Raw genomic sequence first — 21,376 nt, forward strand, 5'->3', positions numbered from 1 at the left:
CGGGAATACGATCAGCCACGAGCTCGGTCATGCCATCGCGAACTATCCGCATCGTGATGACGCGGGTGCGGGGTACACCAATTTACTGGAGCGGTACAGTCTGCTGGCGGAGAACGACTTGGCCTGGGTTTTCGTCGAGTTCGCCGAGCATTACCTGCGCGAGAACGCGCCGCAAGAGCTGGCGGATTTCCAGGACCAGATCGCCATGCTCGCGGCGCGCGAAACCGAAGCTCTGCAGAATCATCCCGGCAGTCATCCGAACTGGCATGAATTCCTCCCCGAGTTCGTCGAGGGGTTCTTCGAGCGTCAGCTGCCCGGCCACCTGGACGGGTTCGTGGCCTATCTGACCACCACAATGGCCGGTTTCACCGGGTACAGCTACGTCGAGAATGCGCCTGAACGGTCGATCGACTACATCAATCCCTCGGAGGCCTTCGCCGAAGCGCTGACCGCGCACAGGTGGCACACGGCCACCGAGGGGCAGCGGATCGTCGCCGACTTCCTCGCAAGGCGCGCCAAAGCGGAACGTGCGCGCAGGCAGGACGCGGAAGACGTCGGCGTGCCCCCGCGCGCCAAGCCGCCTGCCATGCCCGGTGAGCCCCGGACATCGCCGCCCTTCGCCAGGACCGGCGGTCAGGGCCGTCCGGATCCACAGCCCAGATCGTTGTGGCTGTTCTCCGGCGACGATGTGTTCGCGACGATCCGATCGGCCCTCGACACAGCTGCGCCCTGCTGGACCGAGGACCGTCGCGACGCAGTGGCAGCCACGATGGCGGTGGTGGCCGCGGATGCGTTGATGGTCTCCACCGAGGCCGGGATCAGGGCATTCGCGCAGCCGCTGCCGGACGAAGGCCTCCACATGGTGGTCGAGCACACCGGCGACAACAAGCTGGCGCCGGAGGTGGCGCGGGCTCTCGACGAACGCGCCGGTGTGTGGCGGGCGGAGATGCCGCGTGGGCGTCGTCGCATCGTCGCGGAGTTCCAGCGCACCGACGAGGTGTATCCGCGAACGCGGGAGCGCGCGGCCTGGGAGGCACGTTTCGCGCCGTATTTCTATACGCCCGATGAAGATATTCACTACCGGCAGTTCGACATCGATCAGAGCGCCGACCCGGTGAGTGCGGCCGGCCGACTCGTGCGGGACTTCATGCAGGAGCACGCCCAGGGCACCGAACGCGAAATCCGGGATCTCGCGGCATTGGCCGAGTCGATCGTGCGGATGACCGTCGATGCCTGGCATTCGGACCGAACGTTCTCGGTGCAGATCTCCCGGTCCGGTGTGCTGTCACTGACGGTCATGTATGACCAGGGCGTCGGTTACGTGCCTGGTACCGAGTACGAAATCGTCTTCCGCCCTGCTACCCGGCCGAGCACCGAGGTGAGCGTCGTTTCCCCGGCTTCGGTCGAACCGGCCGGAGCCCACCGGCAGACCGACGATTCCGCTCCCGTGAAGTCCGGTCTCTACGACGGACCCGATGCCCATGTGCGTGCGGTCCACCGGTTTCCTGCCGGGACGGATGCGGATCAGGCCTACGGGCGCGTGCTCGAACTGATCGACCGGGCGTTCACCGGCATCTCCCCCGAGGCCATGCGTGCCGACGCTCGCCCAGCCGCTGCCCTGCTCGCCGCGGAGCTGGTACACAATCTCGTGGTCACCACGGGTGGCGAGACACTGCTGACCGGCCAGGTCGCGCTCGGCAAGCATGGGCTGGAATTCCATGTGACGGTGGCCGACCGCCGACCCGTCGACGCCGTGACGGACGACGGGTGGCGGGTGGCGGATCTCGTCGCAGCGGATCGTGCAATCCGGGCTGGAGTCGAGCCGCGGGACAGCGGCAAGATCACGTGGGCAGTAATGGATTTGCGGCCAGGAACAGGCGGCCACGACTTCCCCGCCGGCCATGACAGTAGTGCGAACCCATCCACCGGCCACCGCGTGACCACGGATCCGGCGCCCACTACCGCACCGCGGCGGGCCTCATCGACCGCGGAAAACCTCAGCTCGCCGCCGACTCCGTGGAGTCCGCAACAACCCGCCGCGGTGCCGTCGCCCTGGCAGCGAACAGCGAACGAAATGCGAAATGATGCTGCTGCGGCACCCGCATTCGGCGCGAAGGGCGCCATGCCTCCGGACGAAGCCGACATTGGCGCCGCCTTGGGAATCGATGATCGACGCGCCCGCGCATACACGGACCCGACGGTCCACGGATATCGCCGAAACCCTTGGGTGCTGAATCGTTTCGGTCCGGGCGACACCGGCCCGGACGAATCGCGCGCTCCGGCGCCCGAGCCCGGCCACCAAGCCAGAACACCTGTGGCAGAGGAGCAGGGCATTCGACTCGGGAAGATCGAGGTACACCCGCGCGCAGCGGAATTCGATGTGATACCGGTGGACCCGATGATGTATATACCCGGCATCGCGGAGGTACTCGATGTCGAGACGGTGTACTTCGACTGGAAAGGCCGGGTCCGGGACCGGGATTCCGGCCCGTACACCACTGGTCCCGCAGGCGACAATTTCTTCGTCACACCGGAAGAAATCCGCACGTCGCCGGTCCCCTCGACACACGCAATGATCTACAGCTCCTACCGCAAGCCCGGCCACTTTCCCATCGTGCTCGGCCACTGGTCTATGTCGGGCGGCAGGGAGGTGTCGGTGACCTTTGGCAGCAGCCTGTTACATACCGAGTCAGCGTTGGTGAAGAACAGCGCCTACGGCCGTTACCTGATGGCCCAGCACGGCGATTCATCCATCATTCGAATCTCCGACGAGTCCGAAGGCGCCCTGTGGCGCAAGCACAAACCCGCAGGCCTGCCGACCGTCATCGAGCTGATCGAGGCCGCGGGCTCTTCCAGCGGCGCGGGCGGGTTCAGCGCTGAAGAGATGTTCCTCGGCGGTGTCGAGGATTTCTGGGTCGACATCGTCGATATCGTTGCGGCACCGAACCGGCTATCGATCACCTTCTCGGTGAACATGGTGCTCGGCGAATCCGAGAACGTCACACTGGTTCTCACTCACGGCGACGATGCCGACACCGCCGCCTACACCCGCGATATCCGGCCGGGCGATAAACCACGGCCCGTCGACCTCGCCGTAGAAAAGTTCCACGTCATCGCGGTCGCGCCCTGGCTGGCTTCGTCGCAGGCGCATTATTCGGACGGGGCAGACGACCGGCTCGCGACAACCGATGCCCTGCCTCCAGCGTCCACCCAGAGCCCGCAAACCGCAGCCGAATCAATCGATGACGCGTCGGCGAACGAGGCCACGCCGGCCCCACAACCGCTCACTGCCGAGTCGAACCCGGTGTTCGCCTCCGTCGTGGATCCCCACGCCGACCCCGCTTTCGACAGCATGAAGGCCGAGCACTTCCCACCGGTGTTCGAATACGCGATACAGGAGCAGTGGAACGCACTCGAAACGATTATCGCGAACCACGAACTGTGGACAGCCGGGAATACCTTGCACTCGTTCGCTGAATCGGGGCGTGCGCTCGGTGCGGTGAAACAGCTGTTCAGTGAGAAGGCGGCGGTGGATCGGGATGCCGCAACCGCGCAAGTCGAGCCGATAATCGCGGAAATGCAGCAGGCACACCAGAATCGTGTGCTGACCGATCCTGCGTTGGCCGCGATCTTCAAGCATCTGTACGAGCACCGCGGCGAACTCGGGCTGACCGAACGCGAACGCGGGTATGTCGAGTGGAAGTATCAGGACTTCGTGCGCGCCGGCGCATACCTGGCCTCCGAACAGGGTCGGCGCGAGCTGGCCGAGATCAATGCGGCGCTCCCGGAGCTGCGCACCGAATACAAGGCCAACCAGCAGAAGGCGATCGACGCGTTCCAATTCCGCGTCGATACCGTCGAGCTGCTCGACGGACTGAACGACGACCAGATCGCGGCTGCCCGCGAGCGAGCCGGCGAATCCCCGGGTTACGTGCTGCCCAAGCCCTCCGCGCCCAGTGGATTCTGGTATCCCTACCTCTCCCATCTGAAAGATCCCGAGCTGAGCCGCCGGCTGTATGACTCCGTGGCGAATCTCGCCGTCGGCGGCGCGTTCGACAATTCGGCGAATGTGCTGGCGCAAGCGGAAAAGGCGGCGCGGCGCGCGCAACTGACCGGGTACGCCAACCACGCCGACTACGTCACCGCCGGCGGCATCTTCGATTCGGTCGAGGAGATCGAGGCCATTCTGGGCCAGATCGCCTCCGCGGCAGCCGATGCGGCCAGGATCGAGCTGCCACGGCTTGCCCAAGCCATCGGTGCCGACGAAATCCATCCGTGGACCAGATTCCGGGCCATCGAAGCCGCGCTCGGCACGATGGTCGGCATCGATGAGCAGCGGATGCGGGAATTCTTTGTGCTCGATCGGGTGCTCAGCGATGGAGTGTTCCACCTGGCGAATCTGCTTTTCGGGCTGACGTTCACCGAGCTGTCCGGCGACAGCAAGCCATCCGTATGGGACGACGACGTTCGCGTATTCGCTGTCACCGATGCCGACGGACGACGCGTCTCGACGGTGTATTTCGACCCCTACGCCCGGGACGGGAAGAACAGCGGCGAATGGTCCGATCCGATCCGGCTGAATTTCACCGGGCAGAATCCCGTGATCGGTGTACACCTCAACATCACGAAGCCGCCACCCGGCACCCCGACGCTGCTGACGCCACACGAAGTCAGCGCACTGTTCCACGAGTTCGGTCACGAACTACACTTCAGCTTGGGCGAAGGCACGTTCGAGGCGGCCAATAGGCACCTCGTATTCGGGTGGCTCGAGTTCGTGGCCAAGATGTTCCAGCGGTTCTGGCAGCACCCGGACGTACTGTCGCGATTCGCGGTGCATCACGAGACCGGCCGTCCGATGCCGGCGGAGGAGCTGGCCCGGTTCGAGGAGTGGCGGACCGCCTACCGTGGCACAGCCACCATTTTCCGGCTGTCCGGTGCCTACATCGACCTGGCCTGGAGTTCGCTGACGCCGGATCAGATTCCGCAGGGTTCCGATGTCGTCGCACTCGTCAAGGAGTTCGACATCGCGGCCCTCATCAGGGCAGGTATCTATTTCCCCGAGATCGGCAACCTGTACCCGTCGCAGTGGTTTCGCCACCTGTACGGCGAAATGGGCGGATTCGGCGTCTACCTCGGCCAGTACTCGTCGTATCTGCTCAGCGATGTCTTCGCCCCGATCGCCTTCTACCTCCATATCGCCCCGGTCCTCGCCGAGCACGGGCTCGGTCCGGAAGTCGGAAATGTGTTCCGGAAGCTGGTGTTCGGACCGGAGGAGAACAATCTCGCCCAAGCCAAGCGCAGTCTCGTCGGCACCAACTCCGCCGTCGACATGTTCCTCGCCGACCAGCGTCTCCTGTGGACCCGTGCCCTCGCCAAGCTCGGCCAGGGCGCGACCCCTGAATGGCTGACCACCCCCACAGCCCGCCCACCCGACACCGACCTGGCCTCCTGGTGGAACACCCGGCTCAGCGCCGACGAACAGGCAGCGATGATCCAGTCGTTCCCGGACGACGTGCTCGCCATGGACATCGACCACTCCCGGGCCACGGTCGAGGCCGCTACGGCACGGCAGCAAACACTGCGTGAATACGCACATCAAGCACAGCGCACGTCCTCGACGTCCGGCTCCCGAGCAGGTGACCACCCGCCGTCATCTCGCGCGGACTCCACCGAGCTCGCCCACACCGAGCGCGACCTCGACGCCGAGGACATCGATATCCTCGCGCTCCTGGCCGACGGATATTCCTTGGCCGAGATCAGCGCCCAGCACTACCTGTCGCGAAGTACGCTGCGGAACCGCCTCGACGCCATCGCGGCGAAACTCGGGACCGACAGCACGATCGGCTCTGCCGTCCGGGCGTGGCAGCGGGGCTTGCTGCGTCTCGGCGAGCGTGACCTCATGCCCGCGTCGGCCGGGTCCTTCACTCGCGACGAGGTGGAGACGCTGGCCCTGCTGGCTCGCGGCCTGTCGAACGCCCAGGTCGCCGAGCACCAGCACGTCTCCCGCAGCACCGTCCAGGACCGGTTGGCTCGGGTATTCGACAAGCTCGGTGTGCACGGGCGGATTCCGGCGGTTCTGGCGGCATTGGACCGAGGAGTCATCGGCTCGGAATTGGTCGATGCTCAGCCCGTCACGGTCACCCGGCCGCCGTCGTTCGCTCCTGCTGACACGAGATCGACCTCCGATGCCGTTCCTCGAGTGGTGACGACCGCGCGGCCGGAAGTACCCGTTGAGCCGACCGAGCCCCCGCCACGGCGTGGTTCGCTTGTTCCGATCCTCGGCACCGATCTCTCGACCGGGCGTGATATCGAGATCGACCCGAACGATGTGCGCACGCTGACATTGGGCAACGAGCACGGGCACGACGATGTCGTATTCCTGCCGTCGAGCTACGACCGGGATGACGCGTTCGCGCACTGGGCCGGCCGGCGCTACCGAGACCTCGACCACATCTACACGGCGTACCAGCGACCCGGCGGACCGCCGGTCAGATACACCATCGCATCGCCCGAGCCCGCGGTGTGGCAACGGGAAGTACGCGCGACCGGCAAAGCGCCGTTCATCGTGATCACGCATGCCAACGGGAATCACTATTCGCTGCAGGTTCGCGTCGGTGATGGGTGGCAGGACGTGTTCGTCGGCGGTGTGGAGTACGCCCGTCTGCTCACCAATAATGCTCAGTTCATGAACTTGCTCGCCCAGGACGAATACCGGCCGCTCATCATCGGATCGTGTAGTCCCGCGCAGAACGGTAGCTCGACCGCTCAATTCACCGCCGAGTACCTGATCAACGAGGCCGAGATGGACCGGAATATCCACCTCGCCAAATCGGTGCTCGCTTTCCACTCCAAAGGCGATACCGCCATTTTGGCAGTAGAAGCCATGATCACCCGCAACGGCGCTCACCTGCCATTGTTCGATTCCTGGTGGGGTTCGCCATGGGCGTACGAGTACCGGCCCGACCGATAATGCGCACAACCGATACCCAGCATGAGGAACACCGAATGACCGACAGCGGCCTCACCATCGAGCACCCCCTCCCGCGTGCGTTGACAACACTCGGCCCCGCGGGCTGGCACCGACTGGATGCCGAATTCGCCGTGACCGTGCGCGGTGAGATCGCCAACCTCGTGTATTCCGTCGGCGAGCAGCGGGTGGCAGTGCTTGCGCCGGAGCAGGTACTCGCGCTTGTCCGGCAGTTGCGGGCGGCGGCAGCTGATTCGACCGATGGTCCGTGGTGGCGATTACTGCTGACGCTCACCGAATCCGGGGCGGTGACTGTCGAATACGACTACGGCGCCGACCCATTTCCTCCGGAGCAGATGTTCGAAACGGACGCCTATCGCGCTGATCTGGTCGCATATCCGCGCGCACACGTCCCGGTGTGGTTGGCTGCGTACATGCTGCACGCCGACCGTCAGCAGCGGACTCCGCAGCAGGCCGCCGAGCAGGCGCGCGACGATCGCGCCGACCAGGTGTGGGCCGTGCTCGCGGACAATGAGTTTCCGCCGTTTCCGGTGATGTGGGCGCGCTGGGCGACGTTGAGCGCGGCGTTCGTGGCGGCCAGGTCGCCGTGGGGGCCGCGGGTGCTGCCGTGGACCGGCGTGTTCGAGGGTGCGGCGCGCGGCGGGTCGACGCTGCACGTGTTGCCAGGTGGGCGGGCGGTGTTGTCGGGTGGGGTGTGGAACGCGCCGGCATTGGACGCGGCCTACAACGGTGACGCCCCGCTGCCCCGTGTGTACGCCGGCGCCCCGGAGTGGGTGGCGAATCCGGTGTTGAACGCGCGGGCGTCGTCGGGACTGCTGTCGTTCTGCTACTGGTGGGAGGGCGGGCGCTGGTATCGCGGCGAATCACCGTCGGCCGACGAGTGCGCCACCGCCGTGCCCGGGGTCTGGACCGCCGAGATCGTCGCGGAGATCGTCGGTGGTCTCGCTGAGCCGGCGCAGGGCGCCGAGCTTGCCGCGACCCTGGTGGCCGCGGCGGAAGCCGGCGTCGTCACCCGCGAAACCCTCACCGCAGTCTTCGACGAGACCCGCTTCGATATCGACGGCGCGCTCTACCAACTCGGCCTCGCCGGTGTGGTGTCGACCCTGCCCGATGAACTGCCGGAAGCTGCCGCGATCGCCCGCGTCCGCGACCACATCCTCACCAATGGCCTCGACACCACCGGATATCCGCTGTCGGAGCTGACCGCTCACCGCCTCAGCATGGGCTGGATGGTGTACGTGCCGGTGCCTGAAGGGCAGATCTCCATCGGCCGCGCCATCTTCTACGTCGCCGATGACGGCGTGCTGGAGCAGTCGTCCTCCTCGGTCGCGCCGGGCACCTACATCGCGGGCTTCGAGCAGCGGTTCACCGATCGGCACCGGCCGCTGGTGCGGTAATCCTGCTCAAATCCGCAGGTCCTCGACTCGCCGGCGCAGGTGATCGAGAAACTTCTCCGGATCGTCGAATTCGGCCGGGTCGATGGGCTCGCCGAAGTGAATCGTCACCTGCTGCCTGCGATCGAAGGTGGGACCGTCACCGCGAAACCGCCGCATCGGCATCACCCGATCTGTGCCGGTGGTCCCGACCGGAACCACCGGAACACCGCTAGCCAACGCCAGTTTCGCTACGCCCGGCTTGTACGGTACGTCCTCCCCTGGCCCGACCAGGCGCCCCTCCGGATAGATGATCAGCACTCCCCCGTGCCGCAGGATCTGCTCGGCCTGCGAGATCGCCGCCTGCCCCGACGCCCCATCGCGCCGCACCACCGGAATCTGCCCGAGCCGCCGCACCAACCACCCGGCCACCGGCCACGACCACAGCTCCGCCATCGCGATCGCCACCGCCCGCCGCCGCAACGCACCCCACAAGAACAGCGCGTCCAACATCGAAATGTGGTTGCCGGCAATGATCGCCGGGCCGTTGCTCGGCACCCGTTCCCGCCCGAGCACCGTGACCCGGACGAGGTTCGACCAGGCCAGCATCCGGAGAATCCGGCGCACCACCTGCGTCACCACCCACGCCCGCTTACCCAGCCCCTTCGGCCGCCCCGTATGTTCGCCCATTCCCACCTCGCTTCTCGCTCGACGTTTCGATCGTCGCGTGCGCGACGGGTCGACGACAGTGGGGAACTACTCGAGGTCACTACTCAGCACGCCACTCATCGAGTTCGATATCGCTGGGCAGTACGCCGATTCGGTCCCTATGGGTGTCCGATGGACACTGGATGGACAAGCTATGCGATGTGTATGCGTGGTGCCGGCTTCCGAATCAAGCGGAGCGCCAACAGCACAACCCACATTCCACCGGCAAAGATCCCGAGCCTTTCGATAAGACCTGCCGGTCCGCCCTCGGCCAATTTGGCGATGAGGGCGAAAACGACGTAAGAGATCGGCACCAGCAGGCCGGTGGCAACCGAATACCGATACCAGCCGCGGCCTGCGAGCTCTTTCCGCCGAGCCAGCACGAAGCAAGCCGCCGGCAGCGAAGTGAACTGAACCAGGCCCAGCAGGGTGTGAATGGCGCCGTGGACGGTGAGTACTTCCGGCTCGCCAGGCGGGTAACCCAGAGAGGGGTCGGGAAGGATGGGCCCGATGGCGAAGAAGGTGAAACCATAGATGCCGAGCAGAATCGGGGCCCAGGTGGTGCCGCGTCCGGTCCGGATAACCTGCCTGGTTCCGACGGCAAAGGCGATGAGAAGCGTTCCGGTGACGATGTAGTTGGTTATCTGCATCCACCCGCCGGGCCCCAGTTCGAGATTGCTGTCGGGGACCACCAGGGCGTTGTAGTCGGGACGCAGTGCGCCGAGGATGAGCACGGCGAAAATATTGAGCAGTGGGGCGATCACACCGCACGCCAGCAGCAGTCTCGTCGCGGTCGACTGTCCGCCGGTGCCTTGCGTGTGCGGCTTCGCCTGGCCGAGGGTGTCCGTCACGGCAGGTGTCCTCTCATTGTCGATCAGGGTGATCGAGTCGCGGCCGGATCGCCGACCGCACTCGAGTCGCACCACTATCGACCGACCGGTCACCCCGGGGATTGGAAAAATGTTCCCCAAGCCTGGTACCGCTCCCGCGCGATGAACGGCAGATTGCCTACATGCAGTGCCCCGGGCGTGCGCTCGGCGAAGATCGACACACCCCGGCAGAGATGGGCCTGATCGGTATACCCACACACCGCCGCGACCTCGGCCGCCGGCCGCCCCGCCAGCAAACCGCCGACCGCCCGCCGGAACCGCACCAGCATCGCCGCCCGCTTCGGCGTCACACCGATCTGCGATTCGAACCTCCCCCAGAGCCTTTTCCGGCTCCACCCGATCGACTCGGCCAGCTCACCGACCTTCACCTGACCACCGGAGGCCAGTATGCGATGCCAGGCGTCGATCACCTCCGGATCCGGTGCCCGGCCGGCTCTTTCGCGCCGAGCCAGAAACGATCTCGTCAACGCGGACCGCTCCTCCCAGCTCCCCGCCACCGCAAGCCGCTCCCGCAGCCGTCGGACCTCCGTCCCCCATAACTCGTCCGACGGGACAGCCCCATGCCCCAGATCCTTTGCCGCCACCCCCAGCACCGAATACGCCCGAATCGGCGACAACCGCACCTCCACGCACGCCGCCTGCCCGCTACGAACCCGCATGGCCGCCATCGAAGGCCCCACCACGAAACCACCCAGCCTTTGCCGCCCATCGACATCGTCGACAACCACATCGTGCCCCGCGAACTCGACCACCACTGCGACCGCCGTCGTCGCCGCAGCCCGCAAATCCAACCCCACCCCACCAACGTCGCGGAATCCGATCATCGCCGCCCCTGGCCCCGCGGCGGACGGCCCCGCAATATCCCAGCCCACACCAGGCGTGCAGCCGAAGTCCGCTAATCCCACCGGTTCAGGCTACGGCCGCACGTCGCCGCGACTATCCCCATTCGGTGCGGTGGTGCGATTCGGTCGACCGCCGCAACTCCTGGCGGGCCAAGCTCTCACCGACGCCCAAGGATTCATCCTTGCCTGCCGACCAGTGAACCGCGGCGGTCCGGGGTTCCCTCGCGTGCAGCCGGACACCGTTTCCGATTTGGGTACCGCAGCGGTTGTCATCGCGCTAGGGGCCGTCTCCGGCTGCGCCGGGGCCCAATCGTCCGGGTACGACGAGCCGACTTTGCCACATGATGTGGACGCGATAACGACGCTCGGTGTGACCGCCAGCAAACCCCTCGTTGCCACGGTCGTTCTGCAGTTGGCCGGGGAAGGACGGCCGCAAAATCACAGTCCGGCAACTGCTACAGAACCTCGGACAACCCGCATCCCGCGACGGGCAAAACCGCGAGGGAGTGCGTGGGGGGCGAAGCCAACGAACAGCGCACGACCCAAGACGGGCAGACCCGGGAGGGGCCCGGGAACGAAGCCCGCCAGACGGCCCGCCACCCGAGACGGGCAAACCCGGGAGGGGGACCAGGGGCGAAGCCAACGAACGACGCACGACCCGAGACGGGCAAACCCGGGGGGGGATCCGGGGGACGAAGCCAACGAACGACGCACGACCCGAGACGGGCAGACCTGGTAGGGGGTCCGGGGGCGAAGCCCTCCGGGTGGGGTTTGGGGGCTTCGCCCCCAAAAAACACGCGGAACCCACCAAAAAGGCGAGCGCTCTGCGCGAGCACTCGCCTCCGTGGGTGGAGCTAAGGGGAATCGAACCCCTGACCTTCTCGATGCGAGGAGGCATCACTACCCGACGCAACTCAGGGCAACCGTCGATAAGCCCAAAACAACCTTCTTGCTGCGTAAACATGGCCGAACAACAACTCGCGACAACTCGAAGAAATGTTCGACAACTATGCGCATCAACGGAATTTGTTGTGACATAGCTGGATCATGTGCACTTCGCCGGGGTCGCTGAGCGGGAACCGAACTCGTCCTCAAACACATCAGCACTATTGGGCTGCTCACCATCCGAACGTTGACCGGCGTACCGGGTTGAATCGGGGTCGCGAAGGTCGGCGGGGTGCACGTCGTGGCGGGCCTGGCTGCCGCCTAGTAGGCCGGAGCTCTGACCGCGGACGCGGTCGCGTTGGAAGCCCGCAAGATCGGAGAGTCCGGGCCGACCGAAACACCGCTGGTCGAGCTCGAGGCACCGGGCGCCGTCTCCTCGCTGACACAGCGCCGGCTCGCGTTGCTGCCACCGGATCGGCGCCCACTGCCATCAGCGGCGCATACGACCAGTTGCTCCGCCGCACCCCCACAACGAAAGGCAGTTCCGCAGGATGACGACCACGCGTCGACGGCATGGAATGACCGAGCAGGCGGCAGACGCCGCGGTCGACCAGGCCTGCCGGATGCTGCGGCTTCCGACAGTCCGGTCCCAGTTCAACGAGATCGCCGAAGCTGCGACTCGTGACCAGATGACCTACCGGGCGTTCCTGGCGGACTTGCTGCTGGCCGAATGCGACGACCGGGCACGGCGCCGCTCCGAACGCCGCATTCGCGCGGCGGGGTGAATCGCCCCGGTGAGTCCGGAGACCTATTGGTGTGACAGCCCGGCGGGTTGCTGGGCTGGGTGTTGAGCGTAGTGGGCTGCTTCCATCTCGGCCGGTGGTAGGTCGCCGCAGTACTGGTAGAGACGGCGGTGGTTGAACCAGTCGACCCATTCGGCGGTGGCGAACTCGACCTGGTCGACGCTGCGCCACGGGCCTCGTGGTTTGATCAGCTCGGTTTTGTAGAGGCCGTTGATCGTTTCGGCCAGCGCGTTGTCGTAGCTCGATCCGACCGCACCGACACTGGGCTGGATCCCGGCCTCCGCGAGCCGCTCGGTGAACGCGATAGCCGTATATTGAGATCCCCTATCCGTGTGGTGCACAACATCTTTCACGTTCCATCCTTCGCGTTCACGGGTCCAGATCGCGTGTTCGATCGCGTCCAGCACCAGCGTCGTGGTCATCGACGTCGACAGCCGCCAGCCCAGGATCCGGCGGGCATAAGCGTCGATCACGAAAGCCACATACACCCACCCCGACCACGTCGACACATACGTGATGTCTGAGACCCACAACCGGTTCGGCGCTGCCGGCGCGAACCGGCGTTGCACCAGATCCGCAGCCGTGGGTGCGACCGGATCGGCGATCGTGGTGCGCTTGGCCCGGCCACGCGAGATCCCGCGCAGCCCGGCCTCGCGCATCAACCGTTCCACCGTGCAACGGGCCACCGGATAGCCTTCACGGTTGAGCTGCAGCCATACCTTGCGGGCCCCGTAGACACCGAAGTTCTCCCGGTGCACCCGCCGGATCTGGGCGGTCAGCGCCTCATCGCGGCGCCGGCGGGCCGACGGGACCCGGTTGCGGTGTTCGTAGTAGGTCGAGGGGGCGAGGTTCACGCCGAGCTCGCCGAGCGCGGCGCAGATAGACTCCACACCCCACTGCAGGCCGCCGCTGTCGCGGCGGCCTGCGTGTTCGGTGACGAACCTGCAGATCAGCGGCTTGGCCGGTCTATCTCGGCCGCGAAGAAAGCCGACGCCGTCTTCAGAATCGCGTTGGCGCGCTTGAGTTCTGCGTTCTCCCGCCGCAACCGCTTCAGCTCTGCCGATTCCTCGCTCGTGACCCCGGCACGGCTACCGGCATCGACCTGAGCTTGCCGCATCCATTTGCGGACCGTTTCGGTCGAGCCGATCCCCAGCAGCTCGGCGACCGCAGCCATCGCCGCCCACTCGGTGCTGTGCTGGTCGCGGATCTCGGCGACCATCCGCACCGCCCGCTCACGCAACTCCGGCGGATACCTCTTCGAACTCACAGACTTCATCCTCTCTCAAGAGACGAAGCCTCCGGACATGCCGGGGGGATTCACGGGACAACCCCGCTTCCCCGCCATCGAACGCGAGCACCAGGCAGCACTCGACCAGCGAATCCAGACAGCACTCGACCGCGCCGAACACCCCTCTCGAACCTGGGCGCCACTGGCCGAACACATTGATCCCCGCTTGACCAGCGACCCCACCTGGCCCGCCATCGCTACCTGCATCGACAGCACGCACCACGCTGGCATCGATATCGCCGACATCCTCACCACAGCCGCCCGACAACGTCCACTCCCCGACGACTACCCCGCCGCCGCACTCTGGTCGCGCCTACCGGCAGTCGTAACCGACGCCCGGTCGGCGGCTGATCCGATTGCATCCCCCGGTCATCCCACCAGCCAGTATCGGGACACCACCACCGCGCCATCGGACGACGCACCTCCGGAACGAATGGAACCCGCGCAAGCCGCAATCCAGCAGGCACTCAGCGCTTTACTGGACATCGACCCCACAGCAGAGCTCGACAGCATCGATGAGTTCAGCGACTACCCGCCCGACGACGTCCAGCTTCCCGACATCGGTCTCGACATGTAGCCAGCCGCGCCGCAGCGCTTCCCGTTGTGCGACGAACCGTAGGTGTGTTGTCAGTGACCCCACGTCATCGACAATGCAGCAAGGTTCGATTCCAGATGCTCGAGTGAGCCCGTGCCCGGAATGGGAAGGACGGCCGGCGACTGATCGAGCAGCCATCGAATCGCCGACGCCGCCGTGCCGTCTTCGAGGACATCACCGCACGCCAGCGGCGCGAAGGGCACGAATGCGATGCCGTGTGCAGTGCAGAAGTCCAGCACCGCACGTTGGCTCTGGTCGTGCAGGTTGAATCGGTTCTGCACGGCCGCCACCTGCACGGTTCTCTCGGCTTCGAGGATCTGGTCGATGGTCACTTTCGACAATCCGATGTGGCGGATCTTGCCCTCGTCGCGCAGGGCTGCGAGTTCGCCGACCTGATCTGCCAGCGGCACATTGGGGTCGACCCGGTGCAGGTAGTACAGGTCGATCCGGTCGAGCGCGAGTCGGCGGAGGCTCATCTCTACGCATTGGCGCAGATACTCTGGTCGGCCCACCGGCGCCCACCTATTCGGTCCCTGCCGGGTGAGGCCGCCTTTGGTCGCGATGACCAAACCGTCCGGATAGGGGTGCAGGGCTTTGCGAATGAGGTGTTCGACCGTGGCAGGGCCATAGGCGTCTGCAGTGTCGATGTGGTCTACGCCGAGTTCGACAGCCCGGCGCAGGATGCGTTTGGCGTGGTCGGTGTCGGCCGGGTGGTACCAGTGGCCGGGGCCAGTGAGTTGCATGCTGCCGTAGCCGATTCGGTGTACGGGCATGTCGCCGCAGACGCGGAATACTCCGCCGAGCACGCCAGCGGTATCGGTGCTGGTCATCCGAGTTCTCCGATGCCGTCGAACAGCTTCAGTTCGGGCTCGGGTACCTCCCCGGCGAGAGTGATACCACCGGCCTCGAACAGGGCGGCAGCAGTCCGGGGTTCAGGGCCGTTGGTCGCCAGATCAACGAACAGTCGAGCAGTCACGAGCGCGTCGTACTCCGCACGGTGCGGTGTCAGTCCGCCGGGCAGCCCGTCGGCCAAGTCGCGGTGGGCGACCAGCGCGCCGAGTTTGTGGGACGGCAGGGTCCACGCCTTGCGGGCAAGCCGCAATGTGTCGATGGCTCGCGCCGGTTTCCAGCCCGGCAGGCTACGGGTGAGTACGTCGAGGTCGATGCGAACGTTGTGCCCAACCGGCACGGCGTCTCCGAGGACCTCGCAGATTTCTTCGGCGACATCGTCGACCGGTGGACACTCGGCGACATCATCGTTGCGGATGCCGTGGATCTTTCTGGCCTGCCAGCTAATCGGCGTGGGTGGACGGATCAGCCATGTGCGGGGCCGACCGATCCGCCCTCCTTCGACCAAGACGGCAGCAAGCTCAACCAATTCGGGCGGCCGAGCACCGTTACCCTCTACATCAACAACGACGTAGTCGACCTCCGACCAGTGCCCGGCCGCGCTCATGCAGTCTCCCCTTTCCAGCCGATATCGGCGCGACCATGCCTGCGATCGCGATGCGGGTGACGCTCATCGTGGACCTGAAAGCGCAGCCCGTGTTGCAGGAAGTACCGGGGTTGCTCGTCCAAGCCGGTCACGACTGCGCAGCGATCAGTGATCGCCACAATCTCGAACTCCTCCGAACTCGTCAAACCTGCGGCGAGCTGCCTCAACTGTGACTCGGTCGGTGGCCTGTGTGCACTCGCACACAGCTCGAGCTGTTTGATCGGACAGATATCGCACAACTCACGAATCCCATAGTGGCCGTTGTAATCCGGAACACCATGCGCGAAAGACACCGCGCAGCTGGTCTTACGGAACAACGGCCCGCCACCACCGAACGCAGCAAGGACCCTCTGTTCCAGCGTTTCCGGCACGATCTTGCGACGCGCGGTTTCATCGTAGGGCTCTGGCAGCCCGTTGGCGCGGTAATAGTCGGCGATCTCGTCGCGGTAGAACAACCCCGTGAACACGGTTGCGTGGGCATGCCGACTCAACTCCACCGCGCGAGCCAAATGCGCGGCGGTGTCGTTGAGGCCCGGCACCAGTGGCCGCCAGTACAGCACCACTCGGTATCGGTCGGCATTCGCAAACGCCGTGCGCAGCGAGCGCGCGGCGATGCCGCTGTCGACCGGTTCGATCCGTCGATCGTCGATTCCGGAGTAGGTGACCAGCACAGTAACCTTTACGTTGCGCAACTGGTTCAGCCGCTGACAGTCCTCTGAGTCGATCCGATAGCGCGTGATCACCAGGACATGGTTGGTCAGGCCCCGAGCGTCGAGATCCTCCAGCACGGCGAACGTGTGCGTCTTGACGCGTGGAAGCATCGGGTCGGTCGCGCGATTGAACACCTGGACCGGGGTGATATGCGGCTGGAAGTACGGATGATCGACCAGCGCTTGGACAGCCTCGGAGTCACTCATCAGCGCCCGCGGCTGCCGCATATCCCACACTCCGTAGGTGTGTCGTATGCAATACGCGCAATCCAACGGGCAACCCTGGATGTGATTGAGCGACAGGCCGGACTTCCTGTACTCCACGACCTCGCGTGCTCGCACCGGCAAAGCATCGACCTGAGCGGGTGTCAACAGCGGCACGGTCGGCAGAGGGCGATCGGCGCTGGTCATGCTGCACACCCCTCGTTCTCGGTACCGATAGAGCGTTTCGGCTCCTGTGCCCATGACCGGAGCGCCGCGGCTATTCGGGCGAGCTCTGTGATCGGCGGCGACGCAACTGGCGTCACGGCGACCCGCGATACGCGAGGGGTTCTCTGCGGCAATTGAGGGTGCATGACTACTCCTAGTGATTACGAAAGGCTGGCGGGCATGCATCGCCGCGTCGAATCAGCGGCGGCCCGACATGGCGCCGAAGGCGGGGTCAAGTCGGGTGTTGATCGAATCTCGTTCGGAGAGTTCGGGTTTGGCTGATGGCCGATCGGCGGATGGTGCGGCCGGCAACCTACCGGCGCGGTTTCGGGTTCACGGTGTCCGAATCGGGTAGATCGTCACGCTCGGGCGGTGCGAGCAGTGCGGCCAGTGGCCATCTGGCAATCGACTGGTGCGGGTTGTCGACCGGGATCACCTCGGTTACCTCACGAAGCAATCGCTGTGGGACCTCACCGCCGACGTGTTCGATGGTGGGCACGATAACCGCCTCGGCGCCGGATCGGCGCACGGTCTCGATCAGTTTCGAAATCGGGTCGTCAGCGGTGCCAGTCAAAGCAACCGTCTTGCACAGCGTGTAGCCGGTCCGGCTCGCGACCGATCGAATCCCGGTCTCATGCCATGGCTGGTGTTCGCCGGAGATGTCGCGCCGCAGATATCCGACAGCCCGCGGAGTGCTCATGACGCAGCGGCCCCGATCGGCAAGTCGAGCGCCGCTGATCCGCGCTGGATAGCGGCGTAGCGGAGACCGTTGGCGGTGAGAACCCACCCGCGCGGTGTCTGCCACACCAGGCCACGGCGGCTCAGTGTCAGCAGAGCGACACGGCAGCGGACCGTGGAGAAACCAATGGATCGGGCGATGGTGGTGACAGTGAGTACCCCGCCCGGTTGTAAGGCGGCGAGTATTCGAGCCTCGGTACAAGTCATGGTTACCTCGATGGGGTGCGATGTTGGATCGCGCCCCAGCCGAGGAGGAGGCACCCGGCTGGGGCACTGACCTGATCGTCGGCGCACAGGAGCGGGACAACTGGCAGTGGTGTTGTCAGTTCACGACCCTGCGAGCCGGCGAGGCGGAGGTATCCTGCCGGACATGACCTCGACTTCATCGGCCATCGGCGCAAACCGTGCTCTGTGGGACGAGTGGGCGGCCATTCACGCGGAGGGCAGCTGGTACGACCTCGAAGCGGTCCGCCGGGGCGCCGATAAGCTCCGGGACTATGAGGTCGGCGAGATAGGCGACGTCAGCGGCATGTCGATGCTGCACTTGCAATGCCAGATCGGCACCGACTCGATTGCGTGGGCACGTCGCGGAGCGGCGGTCACCGGTGTGGATTTCTCGCCGGTCGCCGTGGAAAAGGCCACATCTCTGGCTTCGGATATCGGCGTGGAGGCGAGCTTCGTCTGCTCCGATGTCATGGAGCTCGACAAAACCCTCGAAGGCGAGTTCGACATCGTCTACGCCTCACGTGGAATTCTCGGGTGGATCCCGGATTTCGCGGAGTGGTCACGGATCGTTGCGCACTTCCTGAAACCCGGCGGATTCCTCTACCTCACCGATATTCACCCCGTCGCCAAGGTCCTGGACGACTCGAGTAATGAGGTACGAATCGCACGCCCCTATTGGCCACGACCGGAGCCGATCCGTTACGACGTGCGCGGCACGTACGCCGACCCATCGGCGCAGGTCGAATCCTCGAGTAAGTACCTCTGGACGCATAGCACCGGCGAAGTGATCACCTCGATAGCACGGGCTGGAATGTGTGTGGAGTTCTTCCACGAGTTCCCGTGGCTCGACCGGCCCTGGCCATGCCTGAGCCAGGAAAGCGACCGTACTTTCACCCTTCCGGACGGGGTCGAACTTCCGATGTTCTTCTCGCTGAGAGCCCGCAAGCTCGAGTCATAGCAACCCCATTCCGCGGGCGATCTGGCGGAGTTCGCTGCTGAAGGTCCGCTTGCGGTCCAGCAGATCAGCAACCTGCTGGCGTCCGAGCTGGTCGGCCATGACGATGTGCGGCGTCGTCCGCCAAGCAACGGTCAGCGCTGCCAGTGCATCGTCGAGGTCTCCCGCCATTGTGTGCGCGCGTGCGCGGTGCAGATGGAAGTAGCAGGCCCGATTGACGCTACCCAGTTCTTTCCCGTTCAACCCGGCGCAGGCATCGAGCGCCTGCTTCGGCTTGCCCAGATCAACGAATATGCCCGCGCGCTGTACGGCAGTATTGGCCGGCCCGAAGATCAGGAAGTGCCGGTCGGCATCGGTGAACGCGAGCTGGTTGGCCGCATCGAGCAAAGCCATCGCCTCGGACTGCGCCCCAGCGCGTGCCGCCGCCTGAGCCCCATACAGTCGCAGCACCCCGAGAACATGCTGAGCATCTACGGTCGGCGGCTGCTGTGCCAGGATATCGGCGCTATCGACAGCGAGTGATGCGGCATCGTCCGGTCGCCCACCGATCATCAGTTCATTGCAGAGCGTCGCCGTGACGGCGGCGACCAGCACCTTGTCGTCTGCATTCTGTGCCGCCGCTGCCGCGCGGTCCAGCGCCAACCTCGCGTGCACATGATCGCCACGGTGCCGCAACTCGAGCGAACCGAGGCGGTACAGGTTGGCCAGCACCGTGTAGGCGGATGCCCGCAACCGCGCGGTCGTGCTCCTTTCCGCCAGCTCGACGGCATGGCTGATCAGCTGTGGCAGCATTTCCGCGGCTGATAGATATCGCGTGCTCGACCGGTTGTACGTGCGCCGCAAGGCAGTAGCCGCGCGCACCAAATCGGCATGCGACACGGAGGTCTCGGAGGTAACACCGGTCAACATAGACGCAGGGCGGTCCAGCATCCGAGCAAGGTCGCTCACCGGGCGCTGCTGTGCAACAGGCCTGTCTTCACTCTCGCCCGTCAGCTGCGATTCCGAAACACCCAATACTGCGGCGAGCTCCCGAATCGTGGACACCGAATCGATGGCGATCACGCCGCGCTCGACCTTCGTCACCCAAGACGACGAACGGTGCAATCGCAGCGCGAGACCTTCCTGGGTCCAGCCCCGGGCCCTGCGAAGTACCTTGACTCGCCGACCCAACCCCGAATCCGCCACCGCGCCACCCTGATTAGACGATGCTCGACCAGCAGATCGTCTCATAGCAGCCCCGAACTCTCACCGGAACGCTGCGTTATTCCGCCGAGCGCCGGAGCTGTTCGGCAGGTCGAGTGCGCCGGCAAGCGCGTGCGACTAGCAACATCTCCCGGTGTTCAGCGACTGTATTCCACACGCGCCGACATGGTCGAGCCAAGAGTTGCTTTCCGGTCACGCCAGCCTGATTTGGGAAACACTGGACTGCAACGAGATTCGCCCCCCGGCTGCAGGCCAAGCGCGCAGTCGGCGTGGACAGCCGTCGCTATCAAAGCGTTCTGGCAGGAAGTATTTCGCCGGTCACGCCGACGGTGTTGTCTACGGCAAGCGTGCGCGCGAGATCCAGTATCTCGCCAAGTAGAACAGTTCCGTCAGCATCAGGACACAAGTCAATGCTGTCGGGATCAACACGATCCCCATCAGGATGGCGCCGGCCTGCGCGATTGCGTTGCCCGGCAATTGGGTGAGTAGCTGGTTGGCGCCGTACGTCCCCGCGACGAGGCCTGCGAGGCAAATCAGGAGGACGGACAAGACCCGGCGAGGCGAGGCCGCCGGACGCCTACGTTCCGCGCGTCGGTCCAGGATGGCCGCATAGCGCTGGATAGCGCGGTCGACCGAATCGCGCCCATCCACATCCTCGGGCCAGGCATTTCGGGCATTTACCAGCGACTCCAGTCTGTCGTGCAGTTTCCGATCACCCAGGAGCGCGAAGACTCCGGCGACCACTGCGCCCGCAATCACGCCGAGCGGTACGAACAGGCCGATGTAGTCCACAAACAATGAGCCACGATCTGGCGCGGCTTCGGCGAGTTGCCAGGACATCACACGCTTATCCTTTCAGCGCATGCATGGCATCGACGGCGATTTCAGTCACGTAGCGAGCGGCCGCCGAGATAGCGGGCAGCCACTGGGTGTCCGGGCCGTCTGCCAGGGTTCGCGTCGCCGGCTTCTTTGCCGACGGCGGTGCAGACTCGATTCAAAGCTCATGACGAGCGCCTGCCCGACCCGAGGCGAACCCCGCCGACACCAACACGGCAGGAAGTAGGCGATCCGACCTGACGTGTTATTTGATCCCGCGGGATGGCACGTAACCAGGGTGGGCCCACACCAACGGTCCACCGACGGGAAACAGGAAATCCCGAAGGGGCCCGGGGCGAAGCCAACGAACGGCACCCGATCGGGACGGGCAAAACCGTGGGGAGCCAAAGGCCCGAGGCCAGCGAACGGCGCA

General features: G+C 65.3%; 14 protein-coding genes and 1 pseudogene (1 of these 15 running past the window's edge). 5 read left to right on the forward strand and 10 right to left on the reverse strand.

Annotated features, from left to right (window positions below; all coding sequences use genetic code 11):
* Together NOCYR_RS23510 and NOCYR_RS23515 are read left to right on the forward strand one after the other, a co-directional pair.
* On the forward strand, window positions 1-6,970 hold the end of the coding sequence (locus NOCYR_RS23510) for a LuxR C-terminal-related transcriptional regulator (RefSeq protein WP_014352916.1). It extends 22,166 nt beyond the left edge of the window; 6,970 of the gene's 29,136 nt are visible here — the last part of the coding sequence; its start codon lies off the left edge, out of view; the stop codon is at window positions 6,968-6,970.
* 35 nt (window positions 6,971-7,005) lie between these two features.
* Window positions 7,006-8,385, forward strand: coding sequence for a hypothetical protein (locus NOCYR_RS23515; RefSeq protein ID WP_014352917.1), 1,380 nt, complete (start codon window positions 7,006-7,008; stop codon window positions 8,383-8,385).
* A 6-nt stretch (window positions 8,386-8,391) separates the two neighbouring features.
* On the opposite strand, the gene NOCYR_RS23520 is transcribed toward NOCYR_RS23515, so the two are convergent.
* From NOCYR_RS23520 to NOCYR_RS30660, 3 genes are all read right to left on the reverse strand, one after another.
* Entirely contained in the window at window positions 8,392-9,051 is a 660-nt protein-coding gene (locus NOCYR_RS23520; protein WP_014352918.1) for a lysophospholipid acyltransferase family protein, read from the reverse strand.
* Window positions 9,052-9,221: 170 nt separating this feature from the next.
* The gene (locus tag NOCYR_RS23525; RefSeq protein WP_014352919.1) at window positions 9,222-9,920 is read right to left on the reverse strand and encodes a DUF998 domain-containing protein; all 699 of its coding nucleotides are present in this window, start codon (window positions 9,918-9,920) and stop codon (window positions 9,222-9,224) included.
* An 89-nt stretch (window positions 9,921-10,009) separates the two neighbouring features.
* Window positions 10,010-10,369, reverse strand: coding sequence for a helix-turn-helix domain-containing protein (locus tag NOCYR_RS30660; RefSeq protein ID WP_231855986.1), 360 nt, complete (start codon window positions 10,367-10,369; stop codon window positions 10,010-10,012).
* 1,868 nt (window positions 10,370-12,237) lie between these two features.
* On the opposite strand from NOCYR_RS30660, the pseudogene NOCYR_RS23535 reads away from it, so the two are divergent.
* Window positions 12,238-12,468 (forward strand): annotated as a pseudogene (locus tag NOCYR_RS23535) (ATP-binding protein); the annotation flags it as partial.
* A gap of 26 nt (window positions 12,469-12,494) precedes the next feature.
* On the opposite strand, the gene NOCYR_RS23540 reads toward NOCYR_RS23535, so the two are convergent.
* Window positions 12,495-13,765, reverse strand: a protein-coding gene (locus NOCYR_RS23540) for an IS3 family transposase (RefSeq protein ID WP_138453313.1) whose coding sequence is annotated in 2 segments (ribosomal slippage) — window positions 12,495-13,477 and window positions 13,477-13,765 — 1,272 coding nt in all. Because the reading frame shifts where the segments join, the coding sequence is not laid out codon by codon here.
* Window positions 13,766-13,943: 178 nt separating this feature from the next.
* On the opposite strand from NOCYR_RS23540, the gene NOCYR_RS23550 reads away from it, so the two are divergent.
* A complete protein-coding gene (locus tag NOCYR_RS23550) occupies window positions 13,944-14,354 on the forward strand; it encodes a hypothetical protein (protein ID WP_148280743.1) in 411 nt (136 codons plus the stop codon).
* 50 nt (window positions 14,355-14,404) lie between these two features.
* Here the strand turns inward: NOCYR_RS23550 and NOCYR_RS23555 are convergent, their stop codons facing one another.
* From NOCYR_RS23555 to NOCYR_RS23570, 4 genes are all read right to left on the reverse strand, one after another.
* Entirely contained in the window at window positions 14,405-15,202 is a 798-nt protein-coding gene (locus NOCYR_RS23555) for an aldo/keto reductase (protein WP_014352924.1), read from the reverse strand.
* Window positions 15,199-15,828 carry a 3'-5' exonuclease gene (locus NOCYR_RS23560; protein ID WP_081505495.1) on the reverse strand — a complete coding sequence of 210 codons (630 nt, stop codon included), beginning with the start codon at window positions 15,826-15,828 and terminating at the stop codon, window positions 15,199-15,201. Before NOCYR_RS23560 ends, NOCYR_RS23555 begins: the two co-directional genes overlap by 4 nt.
* Window positions 15,825-16,988: a hypothetical protein gene (locus tag NOCYR_RS23565; protein ID WP_048833646.1), complete on the reverse strand. Its 1,164-nt coding sequence runs from the start codon at window positions 16,986-16,988 to the stop codon at window positions 15,825-15,827. The genes NOCYR_RS23560 and NOCYR_RS23565 overlap by 4 nt, the downstream gene beginning before the upstream one ends.
* 331 nt (window positions 16,989-17,319) lie before the next feature.
* Complete coding sequence (locus NOCYR_RS23570) at window positions 17,320-17,580, reverse strand: hypothetical protein (protein ID WP_148280744.1); 261 nt, start codon at window positions 17,578-17,580, stop codon at window positions 17,320-17,322.
* 534 nt (window positions 17,581-18,114) lie between these two features.
* Here NOCYR_RS23570 and NOCYR_RS23575 point away from each other — a divergent pair.
* Window positions 18,115-18,927 (forward strand): class I SAM-dependent methyltransferase, encoded by an 813-nt coding sequence (locus NOCYR_RS23575; RefSeq protein WP_014352928.1) that lies wholly within the window; start codon window positions 18,115-18,117, stop codon window positions 18,925-18,927.
* On the opposite strand, the gene NOCYR_RS23580 is transcribed toward NOCYR_RS23575, so the two are convergent.
* Window positions 18,922-20,154 (reverse strand): helix-turn-helix domain-containing protein, encoded by a 1,233-nt coding sequence (locus NOCYR_RS23580; protein WP_081505496.1) that lies wholly within the window; start codon window positions 20,152-20,154, stop codon window positions 18,922-18,924. The two genes, NOCYR_RS23575 and NOCYR_RS23580, sit on opposite strands and share 6 nt — an antisense overlap.
* Before the next feature lie 309 nt (window positions 20,155-20,463).
* On the reverse strand, window positions 20,464-20,967 hold the full coding sequence (locus NOCYR_RS23585) for a hypothetical protein (protein ID WP_048833649.1): 504 nt from the start codon (window positions 20,965-20,967) through the stop codon (window positions 20,464-20,466).
* Window positions 20,968-21,376 lie beyond the last annotated feature (409 nt).

The organism is Nocardia cyriacigeorgica GUH-2 (assembly GCF_000284035.1).
Taxonomy (GTDB): Bacteria; Actinomycetota; Actinomycetes; order Mycobacteriales; family Mycobacteriaceae; genus Nocardia; species Nocardia cyriacigeorgica_B.

Excerpts from the sequence above, each read along its gene's own strand:
- NOCYR_RS23515 (WP_014352917.1), top strand. The coding sequence starts at position 7,006 with ATGACCGACAGCGGCCTCACCATCGAGCACCCCCTCCCGCGTGCGTTG.
- NOCYR_RS23520 (WP_014352918.1), bottom strand. The coding sequence starts at position 9,051 with ATGGGCGAACATACGGGGCGGCCGAAGGGGCTGGGTAAGCGGGCGTGG.
- NOCYR_RS23555 (WP_014352924.1), bottom strand. The coding sequence starts at position 15,202 with ATGACCAGCACCGATACCGCTGGCGTGCTCGGCGGAGTATTCCGCGTC.
- NOCYR_RS23560 (WP_081505495.1), bottom strand. The coding sequence starts at position 15,828 with ATGAGCGCGGCCGGGCACTGGTCGGAGGTCGACTACGTCGTTGTTGAT.
- NOCYR_RS23565 (WP_048833646.1), bottom strand. The coding sequence starts at position 16,988 with ATGACCAGCGCCGATCGCCCTCTGCCGACCGTGCCGCTGTTGACACCC.
- NOCYR_RS23575 (WP_014352928.1), top strand. The coding sequence starts at position 18,115 with ATGACCTCGACTTCATCGGCCATCGGCGCAAACCGTGCTCTGTGGGAC.
- NOCYR_RS23580 (WP_081505496.1), bottom strand. The coding sequence starts at position 20,154 with ATGAGACGATCTGCTGGTCGAGCATCGTCTAATCAGGGTGGCGCGGTG.
- NOCYR_RS23585 (WP_048833649.1), bottom strand. The coding sequence starts at position 20,967 with ATGTCCTGGCAACTCGCCGAAGCCGCGCCAGATCGTGGCTCATTGTTT.